Source organism: Bradyrhizobium sp. 40 (assembly GCF_023100925.1).
GTDB lineage: Bacteria > Pseudomonadota > Alphaproteobacteria > Rhizobiales > Xanthobacteraceae > Bradyrhizobium.
In genome coordinates this window covers 3544440-3565191 of the sequence record NZ_CP064688.1, presented here as the reverse complement: position 1 = coordinate 3565191, position 20752 = coordinate 3544440, and the positions used below count along the sequence as shown (strand labels likewise).

Annotated in this window: 20 protein-coding genes; 14 read left to right on the top strand and 6 right to left on the bottom strand. The window is 64.7% G+C overall.

All coding sequences use genetic code 11. The features are described from left to right. Window positions 1-118: 118 nt before the first annotated feature. Window positions 119-445, bottom strand: a complete 327-nt coding sequence (locus tag IVB40_RS17320; protein WP_007610789.1) for an NIPSNAP family protein — start codon at window positions 443-445, stop codon at window positions 119-121. 198 nt (window positions 446-643) lie between these two features. On the opposite strand from IVB40_RS17320, the gene IVB40_RS17315 reads away from it, so the two are divergent. The 3 genes from IVB40_RS17315 to IVB40_RS17305 all read left to right on the top strand — a co-directional run bounded on the left by IVB40_RS17315 (window position 644) and on the right by IVB40_RS17305 (window position 3457). Further along, complete coding sequence (locus IVB40_RS17315) at window positions 644-1318, top strand: response regulator transcription factor (RefSeq protein ID WP_247819404.1); 675 nt, start codon at window positions 644-646, stop codon at window positions 1316-1318. After that, window positions 1315-2691, top strand: coding sequence for a HAMP domain-containing sensor histidine kinase (locus IVB40_RS17310; protein WP_247819403.1), 1377 nt, complete (start codon window positions 1315-1317; stop codon window positions 2689-2691). Before IVB40_RS17315 ends, IVB40_RS17310 begins: the two co-directional genes overlap by 4 nt. Before the next feature lie 103 nt (window positions 2692-2794). Then, the gene (locus tag IVB40_RS17305; protein WP_247819402.1) at window positions 2795-3457 is read left to right on the top strand and encodes an rRNA adenine N-6-methyltransferase family protein; all 663 of its coding nucleotides are present in this window, start codon (window positions 2795-2797) and stop codon (window positions 3455-3457) included. Between the two features lie 5 nt (window positions 3458-3462). On the opposite strand, the gene IVB40_RS17300 is transcribed toward IVB40_RS17305, so the two are convergent. From IVB40_RS17300 to tpiA, 3 genes are all read right to left on the bottom strand, one after another. Then, window positions 3463-5094 (bottom strand): CTP synthase, encoded by a 1632-nt coding sequence (locus tag IVB40_RS17300; protein WP_247819401.1) that lies wholly within the window; start codon window positions 5092-5094, stop codon window positions 3463-3465. 166 nt (window positions 5095-5260) lie between these two features. Further along, window positions 5261-5647 carry a preprotein translocase subunit SecG gene (gene secG / locus IVB40_RS17295; protein ID WP_007590603.1) on the bottom strand — a complete coding sequence of 129 codons (387 nt, stop codon included), beginning with the start codon at window positions 5645-5647 and terminating at the stop codon, window positions 5261-5263. Between the two features lie 140 nt (window positions 5648-5787). Further along, the gene (tpiA, locus tag IVB40_RS17290) at window positions 5788-6543 is read right to left on the bottom strand and encodes a triose-phosphate isomerase (protein ID WP_247356356.1); all 756 of its coding nucleotides are present in this window, start codon (window positions 6541-6543) and stop codon (window positions 5788-5790) included. Window positions 6544-6766: 223 nt separating this feature from the next. Between tpiA and IVB40_RS17285 the strand changes: the two genes are divergently transcribed. From IVB40_RS17285 to moaC, 4 genes are read left to right on the top strand one after another with little or no spacing between them, the layout of a single operon-like run. Then, window positions 6767-8665, top strand: a complete 1899-nt coding sequence (locus IVB40_RS17285) for a peptidylprolyl isomerase (protein WP_247819400.1) — start codon at window positions 6767-6769, stop codon at window positions 8663-8665. A gap of 14 nt (window positions 8666-8679) precedes the next feature. Then, window positions 8680-9693 carry an anthranilate phosphoribosyltransferase gene (gene trpD / locus IVB40_RS17280; protein ID WP_247289643.1) on the top strand — a complete coding sequence of 338 codons (1014 nt, stop codon included), beginning with the start codon at window positions 8680-8682 and terminating at the stop codon, window positions 9691-9693. A gap of 7 nt (window positions 9694-9700) precedes the next feature. Continuing rightward, window positions 9701-10522 (top strand): indole-3-glycerol phosphate synthase TrpC, encoded by an 822-nt coding sequence (gene trpC, locus IVB40_RS17275; protein WP_247819399.1) that lies wholly within the window; start codon window positions 9701-9703, stop codon window positions 10520-10522. Window position 10523: 1 nt separating this feature from the next. Then, a complete protein-coding gene (moaC, locus tag IVB40_RS17270) occupies window positions 10524-11060 on the top strand; it encodes a cyclic pyranopterin monophosphate synthase MoaC (protein WP_247819398.1) in 537 nt (178 codons plus the stop codon). Window positions 11061-11069: 9 nt separating this feature from the next. Here moaC and IVB40_RS17265 read toward each other — a convergent pair whose 3' ends face one another. Next, a complete protein-coding gene (locus IVB40_RS17265; protein WP_027567122.1) occupies window positions 11070-11234 on the bottom strand; it encodes a Flp family type IVb pilin in 165 nt (54 codons plus the stop codon). A 327-nt stretch (window positions 11235-11561) separates the two neighbouring features. On the opposite strand from IVB40_RS17265, the gene IVB40_RS17260 reads away from it, so the two are divergent. The 3 genes from IVB40_RS17260 (at window position 11562) to IVB40_RS35770 (ending at window position 15353) form a co-directional block, all read left to right on the top strand. Continuing rightward, window positions 11562-14294: an EAL domain-containing protein gene (locus tag IVB40_RS17260; protein WP_247819397.1), complete on the top strand. Its 2733-nt coding sequence runs from the start codon at window positions 11562-11564 to the stop codon at window positions 14292-14294. 314 nt (window positions 14295-14608) lie between these two features. Beyond that, a complete protein-coding gene (locus IVB40_RS17255) occupies window positions 14609-15223 on the top strand; it encodes an SDR family NAD(P)-dependent oxidoreductase (RefSeq protein WP_247819396.1) in 615 nt (204 codons plus the stop codon). A gap of 4 nt (window positions 15224-15227) precedes the next feature. After that, entirely contained in the window at window positions 15228-15353 is a 126-nt protein-coding gene (locus IVB40_RS35770; protein WP_256468219.1) for a hypothetical protein, read from the top strand. 76 nt (window positions 15354-15429) lie between these two features. Here IVB40_RS35770 and IVB40_RS17250 read toward each other — a convergent pair whose 3' ends face one another. Beyond that, window positions 15430-16767, bottom strand: a complete 1338-nt coding sequence (locus IVB40_RS17250; protein WP_106945024.1) for a S41 family peptidase — start codon at window positions 16765-16767, stop codon at window positions 15430-15432. A gap of 305 nt (window positions 16768-17072) precedes the next feature. Between IVB40_RS17250 and IVB40_RS17245 the strand changes: the two genes are divergently transcribed. From IVB40_RS17245 to glp, 4 genes are all read left to right on the top strand, one after another. After that, entirely contained in the window at window positions 17073-18206 is a 1134-nt protein-coding gene (locus IVB40_RS17245) for an alpha-hydroxy acid oxidase (protein WP_027567127.1), read from the top strand. Window positions 18207-18214: 8 nt separating this feature from the next. Beyond that, complete coding sequence (locus IVB40_RS17240; RefSeq protein ID WP_247819395.1) at window positions 18215-18847, top strand: HAD family phosphatase; 633 nt, start codon at window positions 18215-18217, stop codon at window positions 18845-18847. Window positions 18848-19015: 168 nt separating this feature from the next. After that, window positions 19016-19207, top strand: a complete 192-nt coding sequence (locus IVB40_RS17235) for a hypothetical protein (protein WP_027567129.1) — start codon at window positions 19016-19018, stop codon at window positions 19205-19207. A gap of 219 nt (window positions 19208-19426) precedes the next feature. Next, window positions 19427-20638, top strand: a complete 1212-nt coding sequence (glp, locus tag IVB40_RS17230; protein WP_247397598.1) for a gephyrin-like molybdotransferase Glp — start codon at window positions 19427-19429, stop codon at window positions 20636-20638. Window positions 20639-20752: the final 114 nt, after the last annotated feature.

Sequence of the window (20752 nt, the reverse complement as noted above, 5' to 3'; positions counted from 1 at the left end):
CCCTCGTTGCGGCGCGACCATAGCCGCGATGAAGGGCGGATCAACCCCATTCGGCCTGGGCTCCCAGAATATCAGGGTTGCGCCCAGGCCCCCCGCGACGGCCTCGCGCCGGCAGCCTCTACTTCACCGCCGAGAAGGCGGTCGGCGCCAGAATCTGGCTGACGATGTTGCCGACGATCTGGCCGTCCGCCTCGCTCTCGGCGCGCCCTTTCATCCAGTCCGGATCGGTCATGAAGGCGGCCCACTTCTTCTCGCGCTCGGCGAGCGACTCCCAGGCCAGAAAATAGGTCAGCTCCTGGTTGGATTCACCGATCAGCGTCGTAAAAAACCCGGCCTGCTTGATGCCGTGCTTTTCCCACACCTTCAGCGTGACGGTCTCGAACCGCTTGAGCAGTGCCGGCAGGCGGCCGGGCACGCAGCGATAGATGCGCATTTCGTAGATCATTCTTGTTCCTCCCTGATCAGGTCCGGCGGTTATATCGGCTGGCCCTGACGGTGTCTTGAGGCCCGCTCGGCCGCCCCCTGTGGCGTTCCGCGCATGGCTAAGGTCCGCTCAAAGCCGCTTCATGGAGAGCCGGTTCCCGCAATGCTGCCGCAATGATACGCCCGCTAGATTGGCGCGATTGAGGTTGAGGTGCGGATCATGCGGATTTTGCTCATCGAGGACGAGGCCGAAATGGCCGACGCGCTGGCGTCGGCGCTGAAGCGCTACGACATGGTCGTGGACCACGCCCCCACGCTCGCCGAGGCGGAAGAGGCCATTTCTGCCGACGTCCACGCCGCCGTCCTGCTCGATCGCCAGCTTCCCGATGGCGACGGTCTCACCCTGATCCCGAAACTCAGGGCACGCGCCGACGGCGTACCGATCATCGTGTTGACGGCGCGCGGCGAACTCGCCGACCGGGTCGCCGGGCTCGACTGCGGAGCGGATGATTATCTGTCAAAGCCGTTCGCGGTGGAGGAATTGCTGGCGCGGCTGCGCGCCGTGCTGCGCCGGCCCGCCGGGCTGCATCCCGACATCATGCACGCCGGCCGCCTCGCCTTCGATTTCGGCCATCGCGAGGCAAGCATCGACGGGGCTCCGCTCGAGCTGCCGCGGCGCGAGCTCCTCGTGCTGGAGGCACTGGTCCGCCGCATGGGCCGGACCGTGCTGCGCTCCGCGCTGGAAGAAGCCGTCTACAGTTTCGACGACGAGATCCAGTCGAATGCGCTCGATACGCATGTGTCGCGCCTGCGCCGCAAACTCTCGGAAGCCGATGCGCACGTGGAGATCCATGGCATCCGCGGCGTCGGCTATCTCTTGAAGAAGCTACCATGAGCAAGCACCACGATCCCTATTGTCTGCGCTCGCGGCTGAGCTGGCGCCTGCTGTCGCTCCAGGCGGTGCTGCTCACGGCGCTCGTTGCCGTCATCGTCAGCGCGTTGAGCGTGTCGGGGTTCGTGCTCGCCGGTCGCGACGAAGATCGTGTGATCGAAATCGTCCAGCGCGCGCTCGCACGCGACGCGCAAGGCGACCTTGCCCTGCGATCGACGACCGAGCTGAAACAATTGCGCAGCGAGACATCCGATCTCTGGTTCCTGGTCCGCGACAGGCAGGGACATTCGCTCAGCGAAGGCGCCGTGCCGGCCGAATTCGCCGCCATCGGCAGCGGCCTCGACCAGATCAGCCAGGCCCGGCTCGGCTGGCAGCTGTTCGAGGACGATCCGCGCAAGGCCCCGGCGCGGCTGAAGCGGGTCGATACCGACGCCGGCAATGTGCAAATCATCACGGCGACGCAAGGCAAGCTCACCGGCGCCAAGGCGTTGTTCATGACCTCGCTTGCATTGCTGGGAATAGCCCTGCCCGGCCTGCTCCTCATGGGAACGGCGACGTTCATTGCGACGCCGATGATCGTGCGGCGCGCCTTCGAGGCGCTCGATGCGACGGCGGACCAGGCGCGGCGCATCGACATCCATCAACGCGGCGCGCGGCTGTCGCTGGACCGGATTCCGCTGGAGGTCGTGCCGCTCGTGACTGCGGTCAACGACGCGCTGGCGCGGCTAGACCAGGGCTATGCCCGCCACAAGCGCTTCGTCGCAGATGCCGCACACGAGTTGCGCACGCCGATCGCAATCCTGAACACGCGGCTGGAGTCGCTTCCAGCGGGGCCGGACAAGACCCGGCTGCTGGAGGATTCCGCGCGGCTGGCGACACTTGCCGAGCAATTGCTGGACATTCAGCGGCTCGATCGCTGCGGTCATCCCTTCACGCGCGTCGACCTCGTCGCAATCGCGCAAAGCGCGGCCGCAGATCTCGCGCCGCTGGCCATTGCCGCCGGCTACGAGCTGGCGCTCGACGCCCCCTTCACGCCGGTCGAAACGATCGGCGATGCGGCGGCGCTGGAGCGCGCGCTGACCAACCTCGTGCAGAATGCGATCCAGCACGGCCCTCGCCGCGGCACCATCGGCATTCGTATCAGCAGGCCCGCGAGCATCGAGGTCACGGACGAAGGCGCCGGCATTCCGGCCGATCAGCGCGAACAAATATTCGAGCCGTTCTACCGGCTGACACCGCTCGATCGCGGTGCCGGTCTCGGCCTCAACATGGTGCGCGAGATCGTGCTCCTGCATGGTGGCCACATCTCGGTCGCGGACGCAGCGATCGGCGGCGCGTGCTTCAGGATTTCACTGCCGCCCGTCCGGGAGAATTGACGCAATCGGCATGCAGCCCGCAATGCTGTCGCAATGCACTCAAGCGATTGTTCGGCCGCCTCGCCACTGACCTGCGAGGCGCAACCAAGATGCCGGAGTGCGCATGCCCAACGATTTCCTCTCGTTCTTTCTGTCATGGATGTCAGCCCCGCGCCGAGTCGGCGCGATCGCGCCGTCAAGCGCGGCGCTGGCCGATCTCATCACCCGCGAGATCACCGCATCGACCGGCCCTGTTCTCGAACTCGGCCCCGGCACCGGCGCGTTCACCTACAAGCTGCTCAAACGCGGCGTGCGTCAGCAGGACCTCACGTTGATCGAATACGGCTCCGACTTCATGAAGGTGCTCCAGATGCGTTTTCCCAACGCGCGCGTCTTGTGGATGGATGCGGGGCGGCTGGCAACGGAGCGCCTCTATGACGGCGCGCCCGTCGGCGCGGTCGTGAGCGGCCTGCCGCTGCTCAACATGTCGACGCGCAAGGTCGTCTCGATCGTCGGTGGCGCGTTCAGTCATGTCCGCCCCGGCGGCGCCTTCTACCAGTTCACCTACGGCATGAGTTGCCCGATCCCGCGGCCCGTGCTCGATCGGCTGGGCTTGCGCGCAAAGCTGGTGGATCGTGCCCTGCTGAACGTGCCGCCGGCCGCCGTCTACAAGCTGACGCAACGGCCGCAGATGAAGCTCGTTACGGGATCGCTTGCGCCTGATACGTCCACGCCGGTCGCGGCGGAGCCGATGCATCTCGCGCGTGACTGCACCGCCACGCCCTGAGCCGCTTACACCAGGCGGCTCTGCACCATCGCCGCGCGAATGAACGACGCGAACAGCGGATGCGGCTCGAAGGGGCGCGACTTCAGTTCGGGATGGAACTGGACGCCGATGAACCAAGGGTGATCCTCGTACTCGACGATCTCCGGCAGCACGCCGTCGGGCGACAGGCCCGAGAATTTCAGGCCGTGCTGCTCGAGGCGATCCTTGTAGGCGGTGTTGACCTCGTAGCGATGGCGGTGGCGCTCGGAAATCTCGGTCGCGCCGCCATAAACCTCCGAGACGCGGCTGCCGCGATTGAGCGCCGCGGGATAGGCACCCAAGCGCATCGTGCCGCCGAGATCGCCGGCGTTGGTGCGCTTCTCGAGCTCGTTGCCGCGCAGCCATTCCGTCATCAAGCCGACCAGGGGCTCCTTGGTCGGGCCGAACTCGGTGGAGTTGGCCTCCTCGATCCCGACGAGATTCCGAGCAGCCTCGATCACCGCCATCTGCATGCCGAAGCAGATGCCGAAATACGGCACGTCGCGCTCGCGCGCGAACTGCGCCGCGCGGATCTTGCCCTCGGCGCCGCGCTGGCCGAAGCCACCGGGCACCAGAATGCCGTTGACGTGCTCGAGGAATGGCGCGGGATCTTCCTTCTCGAAGATCTCGCTTTCGATCCAGTCGAGATTGACCTTCACCTTGTTGGCGATGCCGCCATGCGAGAGCGCCTCGATCAGCGACTTATACGCATCCTTCATGCCGGTATATTTGCCGACGATGGCGATAGTAACGTTGCCCTCGGGATTGCGGATGCGCTCGTTGATCTGCTGCCAGCTCCGCAGCTCCGGCGAAATCCGCGAGCCGATGCCGAAGGCGGCAAGCACTTCGTCGTCGAGGCCTGCGGCATGGTAAGCCTGAGGGACAGCGTAGATGCTGTCGGCGTCGCGCGCCTCGATGACGGCGCTCTCGCGCACGTTACAGAACAGCCCGAGCTTGCGCCGTTCCTCCTTCGGGATTTCGCGATCGGTACGGCAGAGCAGGATGTCCGGCTGGATGCCGATCGAGCGCAGCTCCTTGACGGAGTGCTGCGTCGGCTTTGTCTTCAGCTCACCGGCGCTCGGGATGTAAGGCAGCAGCGTCAGATGAATGTAGATGGCGTGATCGCGCGGCAGCTCGTTCTTGAGCTGGCGGATCGCCTCGAAGAACGGCAGGCCTTCGATGTCGCCGACGGTGCCGCCGATCTCGACCAGCACGAAGTCGTAATCGTCGTTGCCGTCGAGGACGAAATCCTTGATGGCATTGGTGACATGCGGAACCACCTGGATGGTGGCGCCGAGATAATCGCCGCGCCGCTCCTTGGAGATGATGTCCTGGTAGATGCGCCCGGTCGTGATGTTGTCGGCCTTGGTCGCCGGCCGCCCCGTGAAGCGCTCATAGTGACCGAGATCGAGGTCGGTCTCCGCGCCGTCATCGGTCACGAATACTTCGCCGTGCTGATACGGCGACATCGTTCCGGGATCGAGATTGAGATAGGGGTCGAGCTTGCGGAGGCGGACCTTGTAGCCCCGGGCTTGCAACAGGGCACCGAGTGCCGCTGAAGCCAGACCCTTGCCGAGCGAAGAAACCACGCCGCCGGTGATGAATATGTACCGCGCCATGGGGCTTAACCTCTAATCCCTCGAATTCGATTCGCCAAAGCGATTCGTCTTCCGCCCCAAACATTTTGCGGGGCTGTGGGTGAGCCAGAACTAAGAGTGGTGACAGAGCCTTGATGGGGATTGTTGATGCAGGACGGTAGAAGCCGCCCTGCATGGCCCCCCTGCTTTATTGCGAACGAGGTACCTGCGGGCCGCTCGGTGCCGGAGCCTGCTGCTGCTCGTCGGCCTTCTTCAGCGAATCCAGGATGCCGCCCGAGGTCGGCGGCGCGATCGGTCCGCCACCGGCCGGCTGGGTCTGCGACGCCGGTGCGCCGATGATCGACGACGGCTTGCGGTCGTAGCCGGCATACCAGGACAGGAACAGGCTGGTGAGGAAGAAGCCGACCGCCAGGATCGCGGTGGTCCGCGTCAGAAGGTTCGCCGTGCCGCGGCTCGACATGAAACCTGCGCCACCTCCCATGCCCAGGCCGCCGCCTTCCGACTTCTGGAGCAGGACGGCGCCGATCATGACGGTGACGATCATGAGGTGAATGACGATGACAACGGTCTGCATAGTGTCCTTCCGTCACAAGCCGACAGCGCCGAGCGGCGGCCAATCGTGCTTCGCGGGGTTTTCCTGAAGTTGCGCGGTGTTACACGATCAGACGGGTCATTGCCACCCCCGATCGGCCGGGTCCTAAGGTTTGAAGTTAGCTAGGAACAGCCCTGCGCAATCGCAAGGAAGTCGACCGCCTTCAGGCTGGCCCCGCCGACCAGCGCGCCATTGACGTTCTTCACGGCCATCAGCTCGGCCGCGTTCGAGGGCTTGACCGAGCCGCCATAGAGGATGCGCATCCCGGCGCCGTCCGCCTTGAACCTGGAGGTCAGGAATTCTCGGATAAAGCCATGAATCTGCTCGACATCCCCAGACGTCGGGGTCAGGCCGGTGCCGATCGCCCAGACCGGCTCATAGGCCACGACCAGATTTGCGGCAGTGGAGCCGTCCGGCAGCGAGCCGTTGAGCTGGCCGCGCAGGATGTCCAGGGTCTGGCCCGCATCGCGCTGCGCTTGCGTCTCGCCGATGCAGACGATCGCCGTCACCCCGGCGCGCCAGGCGGCCTCGGCCTTCTGCCGGATCAGAGCATCGCCCTCGCCATGGTCGGCGCGGCGCTCGGAATGGCCGACGATGATCGCGGTCGCCCCCGAATCCGCCAGCATTTCGGCGGCAATATCGCCGGTATGGGCGCCGGAGGCCTTGGGGTGGCAATCCTGGGCCCCCACCGCGACCTTCTTGCCGCGCGCCTTCTCGGCAAAGGCTGCGATCAAGGTCGCCGGCGGGCAAACCAGCAAATCGGCTTTGCCAGCCACCTCTGCCGCACCATTGAGCATGGCGTCGAATTCGGCAGTCGAGGCCTTCAGGCCGTTCATTTTCCAGTTGCCGGCGATCAGGGGGCGGATGGCATCGGTCATGTCAAATTCCAGCAAAATTTGGTTTGTGCATGCGCTAGCAGAGGTCCCGTGGCAGTTCCAGAGACCAGGGGCTTTTAACCGCAGGCATCGAAAGCCTGTCGGACCCGAGGTTGCGGGGGGAAAGCCACCACTTTATGATGATTGATCAATTTGGTGACGCGCTTTTGCGGAATCTGCATTAAGACGCGCTCCCGTTCCCCTCCTGCCAAACAAGTTGGACCAAATGCTTCGAGGAATGCGCAAGGCCTCATCAAACTGGCTCGGCAAGACCATTATGGCCGTTGTGATGGGCGTGCTGATCATCAGCTTCGGCGTTTGGGGCATTGCCGACATCTTCAAGGGCTTCGGGCAATCCACCGTGGCCAAGGTCGGCGGCACCGAGATTTCGTTGAACGAGTTCCGTCAGATTTACACCGATCGCCTCCAGCAGATCAGCCGCCAGTTCGGCCGGCCGCTGTCGCCTGAACAGGCGCGCGCCTTCGGTCTCGACCGTCAGGTGCTGCAGCAGACGATCGCGGAAGCCGCCCTCGACGAAGAGGCGCGCCGGCTCGGGCTCGGCCAGTCTGACGACCAGATCCGCCAGCTCATCATGAACGACCCGAACTTCAAGGGCGTCGGCGGCAACTTCGATTCGAACCGCTTTCAGTCCGTGATCCGCAACTTCGGCTATACCGAGCAGCGCTACGTTTCGGAGCAGCGCAAGGTCTCGTTGCGTCGGCAGATCACCGGCACGATCGGTGCTGGCCTCGAGCCGCCGAAGGCGATGCTCGACGTGCTGACGCGCTTCCAGAACGAGCAGCGCGCCATTAAATTCGTCAGACTCGACGCGGCCCAGGCCGGCACCATCGACGCGCCATCGCCCGAGGCGCTCGCCGCCTATTTCGAGGATCACAAGGTCCAGTTCCGCGCGCCCGAATATCGCAAGATCGCGTTCGTCGTGGTCTCGCCGGAGGAGATCGGCAAGTGGAGCGAGGTGTCGGACGAGGATGCCAAGAAAGCGTTCGACCAGCGCAAGGACCGGCTCGGCACGCCGGAGAAGCGCCAGATCCAGCAGATCGTATTTCCCAACGCCGCCGAGGCGCAGGCCGCACGCGAGCGGCTCACCAGCGGGACGTCGTTCGAGGACCTCGGCAAGGAGCGCGGACTGAGCGCGTCCGACGTCGATCTCGGGCTCGTGACCAAATCCTCGCTCGATCCCGCAGTTGGAGACGCCGTCTTCGCGCTTCCCGCCGGTGAAATCAGCCAGCCGATCCAGGGCCGTCTCGGCACGTCGATCGTCAAGGTCGACAAGATCGAGCCGGGCGCTGAGGCGAACTATGCGAGCGTTGCCGCCGACATCAAGCGCGAGATCGCCACCGAGCGTGCGCGGGTCAAGGTCGCCGATCTCCGCGACAAGATGGAAGACGAGCGCGGCGGCGGTGCCAGCGTGATCGACGCGGCGCAGAAGCTCGGCCTCACCGCCATCACCATCGACGCCGTTGACCGTTCCGGCCGCGCCCCGAGCGGCCAGCCGGTCTCCGGCATTCCGCAGGGCCTCGACGTGGTGTCGCAGGCCTTCAACACCGATATCGGCGTCGACAACGATTCGATTTCCTTCAAGGGCGGCTATGTCTGGTACGACGTGCTTGCCATCACGCCCTCGCGCGATCGCAATCTCGACGAGGTCCGCGACCAGGTCGAGGCGCGCTGGCGCCAGGATCAGATCGCGACCAAGCTGAAGGCCAAGGCGACCGAGATGGTGCAGAAGCTCGAATCCGGCGGCAAGCTCGCCGACGAAGCAGCCGCGATCGGCGCCAAGGTCGAGACGGCCGCCGGCTTCAAGCGCGACGACTCGCCCGCCAGCGTGCCCGCAACCGTGGTGTCGGCCGCCTTCCGTGTCGCCAAGGACGGCGTCGGGCAGACGGCAGTGACCGGAGGCACCGAGGTGATCGTGTTCCGCGTCACCGAGATCGTCGATCCCACGGTCGATGCCGCTTCCGAGGCGGTCAAGAAGCTGAAGGACAGTCTCGACCGCGCGCAAACCGAGGAGCAGGTCGCTTCCTACGTCAACAAGCTCGAAACCGACATCGGGACCACCATTAATCAGGCCGCCTTCGCGCAGGTGACCGGCGCGAACCAGTGAGTTGAAAGCACGCGATGGACGACCTGAAATCGATCATTGGAAAAGTGGCGACCGGCGCCAGCCTGTCGCGTGACGAAGCGGCTTCCGCCTTCGACGCCGTGATGTCTGGCGAGGCTACGCCCTCGCAAATGGGCGGCCTGCTGATGGCGCTGCGGGTGCGCGGCGAGACCGTGGACGAGATCACCGGCGCGGTCGCGGCAATGCGCTCCAAGATGCTCACCGTCGATGCGCCTGCGGACGCCGTCGACATTGTCGGCACCGGCGGCGACGGCTCCGGCTCGGTCAATGTCTCGACCTGCGCCTCCTTCATCGTTTCGGGCGCCGGTCTGCCGGTGGCCAAGCACGGCAACCGCGCACTGTCGTCGCGCTCCGGCGCCGCCGACGTGCTGGCTTCGCTCGGGGTGAAGATCGATCTAAGGCCGGAGCAGGTCGGCCGCTGCATACGCGAATGCGGCATCGGCTTCATGTTCGCCCCCGCCCATCATCCCGCCATGAAGAACGTCGGCCCGACCCGGGTGGAGCTTGCGACACGCACGATCTTCAACCTGCTCGGCCCCTTGTCCAATCCGGCGGGCGTGAAGCGGCAGATGGTCGGCGTGTTCTCCCGGCAATGGGTGCAGCCGCTGGCGCAAGTACTCAAGAACCTCGGCTCTGAATCCGCCTGGGTCGTGCACGGTTCCGATGGCCTCGACGAAATCACCCTCACCGGCCCGACCTTCGTCTCCGCGCTCCACAACGGCGAGATCCGGAATTTCGAGGTGAAGCCGGAGGACGCGGGCCTGCCGCGCTGCGAGGCCGGTGCACTCAAAGGCGGCGACGCCGACGCGAACGCTATCGCCTTGCAGAGCGTGCTCGACGGCAAGCCGAGCCCCTACCGTGACGTCGCGCTGATCAACGCCGCTGCCGCATTGGTCGTGGCGGGGCGAGCCAAGGACCTCAAGGAAGGCGTCGTGATCGGCGCAAAATCACTCGACAGCGGCGCGGCGAGCGCGCGGCTGAAACATTTGATCGCGGTCTCGAACGGCTGAGCCTGACATGTCGGATATCTTGACCAAGATCGAAGCCTACAAGCGCGAGGAAATCGCGGCGGCCAAGCGCGCGCAGCCGCTGTCGGCTGTGGAAGCGAAGGCCAAGGCGCAAGCAGCACCGCGCGGCTTCCTGCGCGCCATCAAGGCCAAGCACACCAATGGCAACTACGCGCTGATCGCGGAGGTCAAGAAGGCCTCGCCGTCAAAGGGCCTGATCCGCGCCGATTTCGATCCGCCGCTGCTTGCGAGGGCCTATGAGGCCGGGGGTGCTGCCTGCCTGTCGGTGCTGACGGACACGCCCTCGTTCCAGGGCCATCTCGACTTCATGGTGGCGGCGCGCGCGGCAACGTCACTGCCGGTGCTGCGCAAGGATTTCATGTTCGACACTTACCAGGTGGCGGAGGCCCGCGCGCACGGCGCCGACTGCATCCTGATCATCATGGCGGCGCTCGATGATGCCACGGCAAAAGAGCTCGAGGACGCCGCCATCGCCCATGGCATGGACGTGCTGATCGAGATCCACGACCGCGCCGAGCTTGATCGCGCACTGAAGCTGCGTTCGCCGATGATCGGCGTCAACAATCGCAATTTACGCACCTTCGAAACCACGCTTGCGACCAGCGAAACATTGGCGCCGCTGATTCCGCAGGACCGGCTGATGGTCGGCGAGAGCGGCATCTTTACGCCCGCCGATCTCGCCCGGCTCAAGCGCGTCGGCATGTCGACCTTCCTGGTCGGCGAGAGCCTGATGCGGCAAGCCGACGTAACCGCTGCGACCCGTACGCTGCTGGCGCGCGAGACGACGGCGCGTGCGACGGGCACGCGCTGACATGGCCCGCAAGCCGAGCGCGACGAAACCAGCCAAGTCCAAGTCCAAGACCAAGACCAAGACCGGCCCTGCCCTCACCCATATCGGCGCCTCCGGCGAGGCGCGGATGGTTGACGTGTCGGACAAGCCCGCGAGCGAGCGGCTCGCGGTCGCGGAAGGACGCGTTGTCATGACCAGGGCGACGCTTGACCTGATCGTGTCCGGCAACGCCAAGAAGGGCGACGTGCTCGGCACCGCCCGCATCGCGGGCATCATGGCTGCCAAGCGCACCGCGGAGCTGATCCCGCTCTGCCATCCCCTCGCGCTGTCGAAGGTAACGGTCGAGATCGAGCCCAACGCGAAGCTGCCGGGCTGCCTCGTCCGCGCCAGCGTGAAGGTCACGGGCCCGACCGGCGTCGAGATGGAAGCGCTCACCGCCGTCTCGGTCGCCTGTCTCACCATCTACGACATGATCAAGGCGGTGGAACGCGGCGTGCGCATCGAAGGCATCCACCTGGTCGAGAAGCTCGGCGGCAAGTCCGGCCATTACCGCGTCTGATTGACGCTGCTACTTCAGCGACGCGCTGATCGACCCGAATTTTGAATTGAGCTTGCTGCCCAGGCCGTTCACCACGGCGATGATCGCAAGCGCGATGCCGGCGGCGATCAGGCCATACTCGATCGCGGTTGCGCCGGTTTCGTCGGCGAGAAAATCCTTCAAAGCATTCTTCATGATCGTATCCCTCTGCGTCGTTGCGAAGACGTTCGTCGTTGCGAAGACGTTCGCAATTCGTGTGCCAATACGGACGTGAGGATCGCCAGCACCTTAGATGGTTAAGCTTCGATTGATCATCGCGATGGTCGGCAGAAATTGTTCGGCCGCGGAAGCTTCCGGCAATTCCTGCAGGCCGCGCGTCCCGCATATTGATTGCTTTTGTGAGCGTCCGTTCACGGCGCATTAACCCAGCTTGCTAACTTCGCCTCCACTCCGTTCCCGTAAACCAACGGATGTTTCCGGGGCCAAGAATTGACCCTGACGTGCGCACGACAACGATCGATCATGATGACGGGATTCGGCAGTCGCCTTTTTGACCAGGCCTTCGTGCGCAGCGGACCGATCCGCTGGCTGGTGGTGGGCGGCACGCTGCTGATCGCTGCGATCGCCGTCGGCGCGACGCTGATGGCGCAGAATTTCCGCGAACGTGCGCTGCGCAGCTCCGGCCGCGAGCTGGAAAACACCGTGCTGATGCTGGCCCATCATTTCGACCAGCAATTGCAGGATTTCGCGGTCATCCAGAAGGATTTCGTCGACTACGTCCGCGCGAGCGGCATTACCAGTGCGGCGGACTATCGCAAGCGCCTCGCCGGCCAGGACCTCCATCGGATGCTGCGTTCGAAGATCGAGGCACTGCCCTACATAGGCGGTCTCAATATCATCGATGCCGAAGGCAATTTGATCAATTCGTCGACGGCATGGCCGGCTCCGAACGTGAACGTTGCCGATCGCGCCTATTTCCAGACCTTCCGGTACGATCCCGACGCTCCCGACGTCTTGATCGAGCCACTTTACAGTCGCATCTCCGGCGCCTGGACCATCCTGATCGTGCGCAAGATCGTCGGACCGGACGGCGAATTCATGGGTGCGGTCGGACGCGGCATCGAGCCGGCAAATTTCGAAAAATTCTTCGAGTCAGCCGTGCTCGGCGAAAGCACGACGATCTCGATGCTGCACCGGGACGGCACGATGCTCGCCCGTTATCCCCATTCCAATGAATTGATGGGACGGAATTTCAAGAACGGTCCGTTCGCGCATCAAAGGGTTTTCGGGCTCGAACATTTTAGCGGCCGCTTCATGAGCCCCGTCGACGGCGAGGACCGGCTGATTTCCTCACACGCCCTGCCTCACTTCCCGATCCTGATGATGGCCACCACGACGCGCGCGACGGCCCTGACGGACTGGCGCGAGCAGATCGGCATCCTGATCTCGGTCGCGGCCTCTTCCGCGCTGGCCATTGCGGGCGTGTTGATCGCGATCGTTCGCAAGCTCCTGGAGCAGCATCGTCTTTCGCGGGAACGGCTGACGCTGGAAAAGCAGCGTCTCGACCGCGCCGTCAACAATATGACCCAGGGCCTGCTGCTGTTCGACGCCTCCCAGCAGCTCGTGATCTGCAATCAGCGCTACATCGAGATGTACGGGCTGTCGGCCGAAATCGTGAGACCCGGCTGCAGCTTCCACGACATCATTGCGCACCGCAAAGCCACCGGCTCGTTCACCGGCGATGCGGACCAATATGTCGCACGGGTCCTGCGCGACGTCCACGTGCGCAATTCCATGGTGGTCGAGACCTCCGACGGTCGCTCGATCCAGATCGTGAACGAACCGCTCACGGACGGCGGCTGGGTGGCGACGCATGAGGACATCACGGAGCGCCGGCGTATCGAGGAGCGCATCACCCATCTCGCTCATTACGACGCGCTGACCGACCTGCCCAACCGCACCATGTTCCACGAGCATCTGCGTCAGGAACTCGATCTCGTCGCCGGGGGCGAACAACTCGCGGTGCACTACATCGATATCGACGAGTTCAAGGGCGTCAACGACGCGCTCGGGCATCTCGTCGGCGACGAGCTCCTCAAGTCGGTCGCGCAGAGCCTCCACCGCTGTGCGGGGCCGGCGGACTTCGTGGCGCGCCTCGGCGGCGACGAATTTGCCATCGTCCAGAGCGCGGTGACATCGCTGGATCAGGTCAACGAACTCGTCGCGCGGGTGTTTGAGGCCATCCGCGCGCCGTTCGACTGCATGGGACATCATCTTGCCACCGACGCCAGCATCGGCATCGCGCTGGCGCCGCAACATGGAACGGCGCTGGACCAGATCCTGAAGAACGCGGACATGGCGATGTACGCCGCCAAAGCCGCAGGGCGCCGCACCTACCGCTTTTTCGAGCCGGAGATGGACGCCAAGATCCACGAGCGGCGGCAGCTCGAGATCGACCTGCGCCACGCCATCGCCCAAGGCGGGCTCGAAGGCGGCCTCGAGGTGTATTACCAGCCCTGCCTCAGCCTGAAGGACGACCGCATCACCGGCTGCGAGGCGCTGGTGCGCTGGCGCCATCCCGAGCGCGGCATGGTCTCGCCGGCCGAGTTCATTCCGATCGCCGAGGACACCGGCCTGATCAACGAGATCGGCGAATGGGTGCTGGCGACCGCCTGCCGGGACGCGGCGAACTGGCCTGACGACATCCGCCTCGCCGTCAACGTCTCGCCGGTGCAGTTCAAGAGCGGCACGCTGGCGCTGAAGATCATGGCGGCGCTTGCCGCCTCCAATTTGCCGGCGAGCCGGCTCGAGCTCGAAATCACCGAGGCGGTGCTGATCCGCGACGACGACACGGCGCTTGCAATCCTGCATCAACTCCGCGCCATCGGCGTCCGCATCGCGCTGGACGATTTCGGCACCGGCTACTCCTCGCTGAGCTATCTGCACCGCTTCCCGTTCGACAAGATCAAGATCGACCGCTGCTTCGTCAACGACATCGCCGGCCCCGACGGCTCCGCCAGCATCGTGCAGGCGGTCGTCAATCTCGCGGCCGCCCGCCGCATGACCACCACGGCCGAGGGCGTCGAGACCGAGGAGCAGCAGCGGCTGCTGCGCGCACTCGGCTGCTCCGAGATGCAGGGCTATCTATTCAGCGCCGCAAAGCCCGCCGACAAGGTGCTGGAGCTGTTCGCAGCTCATCGCAGCCGTCTCGCCCAGCGCGGCGGCAACGAAGGCCGCCGCCGCGAGGCAAGCTAGGGCCAAGATCCCGTCCAGCTTGACGGTGACATCGGACCAAAGTATTTCAGCACTTGCAGCTGCCGCGTGCCGCTGCCGTAGGCGTTACCGTCATCCAACGCGTCCTTTGTCGAGAGGATCCTAGCTGGGAGATCTCGATTCACGAGACGCCACGGTCGTGCCATTACCCTCCCCCTTTGCGGACGCTTTCCCGTTCAAGGCATTATTTCCGGCACGGCTTATCCGTGCCTGGATGTTGCTGTCGCGCCGGGTTGCTCACCGCCGGGGTTTTCCTGGATTGCCGTGGCCTTCACCTGCACCGAAAGGCAGCAACCATGAAGATGATTGGCAACACGATTCTCATCACCGGCGCCACCAGCGGCATCGGCCACGCACTGGCCGAGGCTTTCCACGACCGCGGCAACCGCGTCATCGTCACCGGGCGACGGAAGGCCCTGCTCGACCAGATCACGGCCGAACGTCCGGGCCTGATCGGCCTGACGCTTGACCTCGCCGATCCCTTGAGCCTGCCGCGCCTCTCGGCCGAAATCCGCGCAAGCTTTCCCGAGCTCAACGTGCTGATCGCCAATGCCGGCATCTCGCGCGCGGAGGATATCACGGCAGACGGCTGGGACGCCGCGGACGCGGAAGCCATCGTCGCGACCAACATTCTGGGCGTGCTGCGCGTCACTGCAGCGGTCCTGCCGCTCCTGAAAGAGCAGCCGAACGCGACGCTCATGGCGACCAGCTCGAACCTCGCTTTCGTGCCCCGCGCCGACTTCCCATCCTACTGTGCCAGCAAGGCGTTCCTGCACTCCTGGCTTCAGTCGCTGCGGCATCAGCTTCGCAATATCCCCGTCGAAGTACTGGAGCTCGCACCGCCCTATGTGCAGACCGAGCTCACCGGCGCGCGACAGGCGCGCGATGCCGCTTGCCGCCTATATCGCTGAGGTCATGCAATTGCTGGAGTTGCGGGTTCATCCGGGCGGCGAGGTGCTGGTCGAGCGCGACCGCGCCCGCCGCTGGGCCGAGCGCGACGGCCTCTATGAGGCCACCTTCGCAGCCATGAACCCGAGCTGACACAGCATCCCGAAAAAAGTTCGCCCGGGAACGGCTATCCGCTCCCGGGCGATCAATACTTTACCGTCGCGAGAGCCTAGTTCGGCACCGCAGCCTTCGGCCCGGGCTTGGCGGCGACCGCATTCGCGGTTTGGCCGTGCAGGAAGTCGTAGGCCGTATGCAGGGCCTTGTCGTCTTTCGCCTCCGGCGGGACATAGGACTGCGATCCGGTCTGCTCGGTGCCATCGGCCGCCTGGAGATGGCCGCGCATCTGGGACTCCGCCATGGTGTCCATCCGGCCCTTCAGCTCGGGCGGCACGTCCTGGAGGATCTCGATGTCGGGCGCGATGCCCTGGGCCTGGATCGAGCGGCCCGAGGGCGTGTAGTAGCGCGCCGTGGTCAGCGCCAGCGCGCCGTTGCCCGCGCCGAGCGGGATGATGGTCTGCACCGAGCCCTTGCCGAACGAGCGCGTGCCGATGATGGTCGCGCGCTTGTGATCGTGCAATGCGCCGGCCACGATCTCGGAGGCCGAAGCCGAGCCGCCGTTGACCAGAACCACCAGCGGTTTGCCCTTGGTGAGGTCGCCGCCATGCGCGGTGAAGCGCTGGGTCTCCTCGGCGTTGCGGCCGCGGGTCGAGACGACTTCGCCACGCTGCAGGAACGCGCTCGACACCGACACGGCCTGGTCGAGCAGTCCGCCCGGATTGTTGCGCAGGTCCATCACGTAGCCGACCAGCTTCTCCGGCGGAACGTCCTTCGAGATCGATGCGATCGCCTTCTTCAGGCCGTCGGTGGTCTGCTCGTTGAACGAGGTGACGCGGATATACCCGATATCGCCGTTCTCGACGTGGAAGCGCACGGGGCGCACATGGATGATCTCGCGCTTGATCGCGACGTCGAGCGGGGCGTCGGCTCCCTTGCGCACGATCGTGAGCTTGGTCTGGGTCTCGACCGGCCCCTTCATCTTGTTGACGGCCTGCTCGAGCGTCATGCCCTGCACGGCATCGCCGTCGATCTTGCTGATGAGGTCGCCCGACATGATGCCGGCCTTGGAGGCCGGCGTGTCGTCGATCGGCGAGACGACCTTGACCAGCCCCTCCTCCATCGTGACCTCGATGCCGAGCCCGCCGAATTCGCCGGAGGTAGTCTCCTGCATCTCGGTCCAGGCCTTGTCGTTCATGTAGCGCGAGTGCGGATCGAGCGAGGTCACCATGCCGGTGATCGCACCTTCGATCAGCTTGGCATTGTCAGGCTTCTCGACATAGCTCGCCTTCACCCGCTCGAACACTTCGCCGAACAAATTGAGCTTGGAATAGGCGTCGTCCGCGCTCGCTGCCGCCCGTGCCGCCCACACGCCGCCGTGCGGACTGGCTACCAGAAGGGTCAGACACGCTCCGGTGAGCGCGCCCATTGGAAACAGCAGGGTTTTCCGCATGGATAGACTGGCCTTTTTGCTTCGCGGTTCGGTGGGGCTGGGGAGCCGCCATGCAAATGGCGATCCAGCCTGCTTCTCACAATACCATTCTGGTTTCTTCAAGGCCGGGATGCCACGCCGGCGGGTACACCGTAAAAATCCCATCGTCGGGGCCTAAACTTTTGGCAACGTTGCAGGACCCGGTTCGTGCGCAGCGGGGACGGCCGGCCGGCCCACGCCTTGCAGCCATGCCATTTTAGGATGGTTTTGGCGACCTGGACGGGTTAGGCGATGAGGTAAGGCTTCAAATTCTCGGGAGGATAACAATGAACGAAGCACCCCGCATCCAGCCGGACAGGAACGTCGAACTCGGCGCCAGCACCGAGCCGTTCCAGAATCTGCACGAATTCATCCGGAAAGCGCGTTCCAACCTCAACCAGAATGCCTGGGATTATATCGTCGGCGCGGCCGAAACCGAGACCACGATGCGTCGCAACCGCATGGCGCTGGACGAGATCGCCTTCCGCCCGCGTGTGCTGCGCGATGTCCGCAAGGTCACCGGCTCGGTCGAGCAGTTCGGCCGCAAGATGCGCCTGCCGGTGGTGCTCGCCCCCGTCGGCGCGCTCGAGATCTTCGATCCGGATGGCGCCGCGAGCGTGGCACGCGCCTGCGGCACTTTCGGTGCGGCGCACATGCTCAGTTCAGTGTCCGAGCCCGGCCTCGAGAAGACCGCCGAAGGTGCGCCCGACGCGCTGCGGCTCTACCAGCTCTATGTGCGCGGCGACGACGCCTTCGTCGCCGACGTCGTCAGCCGGGCTGAGAAGAACGCCTATGCCGCCTTCTGCCTGACCGTCGATACCGCTCATTACAGCCGTCGCGAACGTGACATCGCCAAGCGCTACGTTCGCGAGAGTCGCCTGCGCGCCACCGGCGGCGATTACCAGAAAGGTCTGGAGTGGCGGACCGTGAAGATGATCAAGGACAAGTTCAAGATCCCGCTGATCCTCAAGGGCATCGCGACGGCAGAGGACGCGCTGATCGCGATCGATCACGGCGTCGAATGGATCTACGTCTCCAACCATGGCGGCCGTCAGCTCGATCACGGTCGCGGCGCCATGCACGTGCTGCCCGAGATCGTTGACGCCGTGAACGGCCGCGCCAAGATCATGGTCGATGGCGGTGTCTGTCGCGGCACCGACATCGTCAAGGCGATCGCAGCGGGCGCCGACCTCGTCGGCATCGGCCGGCTGCAATGCTGGGCGCTGGCGGCGGCCGGCGAAGCCGGCGTGGCGCGCATGCTGGAGCTGCTCGAGGACGAAGTGCTGCGCTGCCTCGGCCTCTTGGGTGCGACCTCGTTCGCCGAGGTCAACAAATCCTGCCTGCACCACGCGACCGCAACCAACGCGCCGAGCGTGTTCAGCGCGTTTCCACTGTTCGACCACGAGCCATATCGATACTGAGTGAAAGGATGCAGGTGACATCGCTCTCTCCCGGCAGCGCGGATGCGCTTCTGTTCGATCTCGGCCGCGTGGTGCTCGATATCGATTTCTCCAAGGCGATCGCCTGCTGGGCGGGACACGCCGGCTGCAAGCCCGAATCCATCGTCGCGCGCTATGTGCGCGACAGCGAAGCCTATCGGTTGCACGAGATGGGCAAGATCAGCGATGAGGACTATTTCGCCTCATTGCGAGCGTCGCTCGGAATCGGCATTTCGGACGCGCAGTTCCTGGAAGGCTGGAACGCGATCTTCGCCGGCGAAATGCCTGACATCGCCGAGCTGCTGCCGCGGGCAGCGAAGCAGATGCCGCTGTACGCTTTCTCCAACACCAACCGGCCACACGTGGACCATTTCTCAAGGGAATATGCCGACCTCCTCGGCCATTTCCGCGAGCTGTATTTGTCGTCCAGCATCGGCCTGCGCAAACCGGATGCCGAGGCCTTCGACCACGTCGTCGCGGCGATCGGCGTGCCCGCCAGGCGTATCGTGTTCTTCGACGATCTTGCCGAAAACATCGAGGGAGCGCGGGCGCGCGGCTTGACGGCCGTGCATGTGACCTCGCCGCGTGATGTGGGGAACGCATTGAAAGCATTGGGCATCTGACGACGATCTGCCGCCGCGAGACCCCCGGAGATGCGGCCCAACGCGACTAATTTTGAAGAAGTTTAGGAACCCGATCACTTTGTGCATTTTTATACAGAGTTCCCGGAACGGAATACCGTCTTCCGGACTCTAGAGTCCGTTGGGACTTCTACAGACGGATGCATCATCGTGTTGGGCAAAACCTACCTCACCAAGCAGGCCTCACTTCTTCTTGAATTCGCCAGGACAACTTCAGATTCGGATCTTTCCGCCAAGCTTGTGAGCAAGGCCGCCGACCTGAAATCCCAGGCCGATCCGCTGCCCGACAAGGATCAGGGACCCAAGGCGCCCGACGTAACTCACGGGCAGCCAGGGAGCTGATCGATGCGGGCCGGGGCGCTCGTCGTTCTCGTCTTGCCATGACCATTGTCCTGCCGATCTGGCACGTTCTTCGGATCATGCCGCAACGCGCTTGATCCTGCCTTCCGGAACAATGCGGTGGGATGACTGCACCCGCTCGGCTGTTTTGCCTCTGCGCCCGCGCTCGGCTAGAAGACGTGCGGAACATTCGCCCGAACGTGCCGAGCAGGAGTTTTCGCCGTGGCCTTGATGCCGGTTTCCGACGCGCTTGCCGCGGTGCTGGCGGGTGCAGAGCCGCTGCCGGAAGAAATGATCTCCCTCGACCAGGCCTACCATCGCGTGCTCGCGCGTGACGTCGCGGCGCGGCGCACGCAGCCGCCGCAGGCGATGTCGGCGATGGACGGCTACGCGGTGCGAGCGGCCGATGCCGCGACGATCGATTCGGAGCTCACCATCATCGGCGAAGTCGCGGCGGGCCGACCGTTCGCGGGGATGGTCGGCGCCGGCGAGGCCGTGCGGATCTTCACCGGCGGCGTCGTTCCCGGTGGCGCGGACGCCGTCGTGATCCAGGAGGACACCGTCGCCGCCGGCAAGCGTATCACGATCAAGGAAGCCGCGATCGCCGGTCGGCACATTCGCCCCGCCGGCGTCGATTTCCGCGAGGACGACGTGCTCCTGCGCAAGGGAAGCCGTCTCACCGAGCGCGACCTCGCGCTCGCCGCCGGGATGAATCATCCGCACCTTGCCGTTTGCGGGCGTCCGAAGGTCGCGATTCTCGCCACCGGCGACGAGTTGGTGATGCCGGGCAGCACGCCCGGCCACGGCCAGATCGTCTATTCCAACGGCTACGCCCTGCACGCGCTCGCCCGCAGCGAAGGCGCCGAGACCATCGACCTCGGTATTGCCGCCGACACGCTGGAGGCCACCACCGCCGGCATCCGCCGCGCCCGTGAGAGCGGCGCCGACATCCTGATCACGACCGGAGGCGCATCGGTCGGCGACCACGATCTGGTCCAGCAGGCACTGCGGGACGAAGGCATCGCGATGGCGTTCTGGAAGATCGCGATGCGGCCAGGCAAGCCGATGATGCACGGGCGGCTCGGCGCAATGGGCGTGATCGGTCTGCCGGGCAATCCCGTGTCGTCCTACGTGTGCGCTTTCCTGTTCATGGTGCCGCTGATTCGTGCCCTGTCGGGCCGTTCAGTGATTCACCATCGCCGTGAGCGCGCCGTGCTCGGCCGCGATGTCAGCGCCAACGACCAGCGCGAGGACTATCTGCGCGCGCATCTGGAGGAGCGTGACGATGGCACACGCGTCGTTCTTCCCGTCAATCATCAGGACTCTTCGCTGCTTGCGAATCTCGCTGCAGCGCAGGTACTTCTCGTGCGCGCACCGTTCGCGCCGAAGGCCGAAGCCGGCACGGCTTGCGAAGTGTTGCGGCTCCCTGTTTGAGCGCCCCGGCAATGCGCGTTCCGCCAACTTTGCTCTGTTCACGGTAAATTAAGCAGTTGCGGAACATGTATCGAACATATAGTGTCCGTTCATGATTTGTTTCGAGCATGTAGC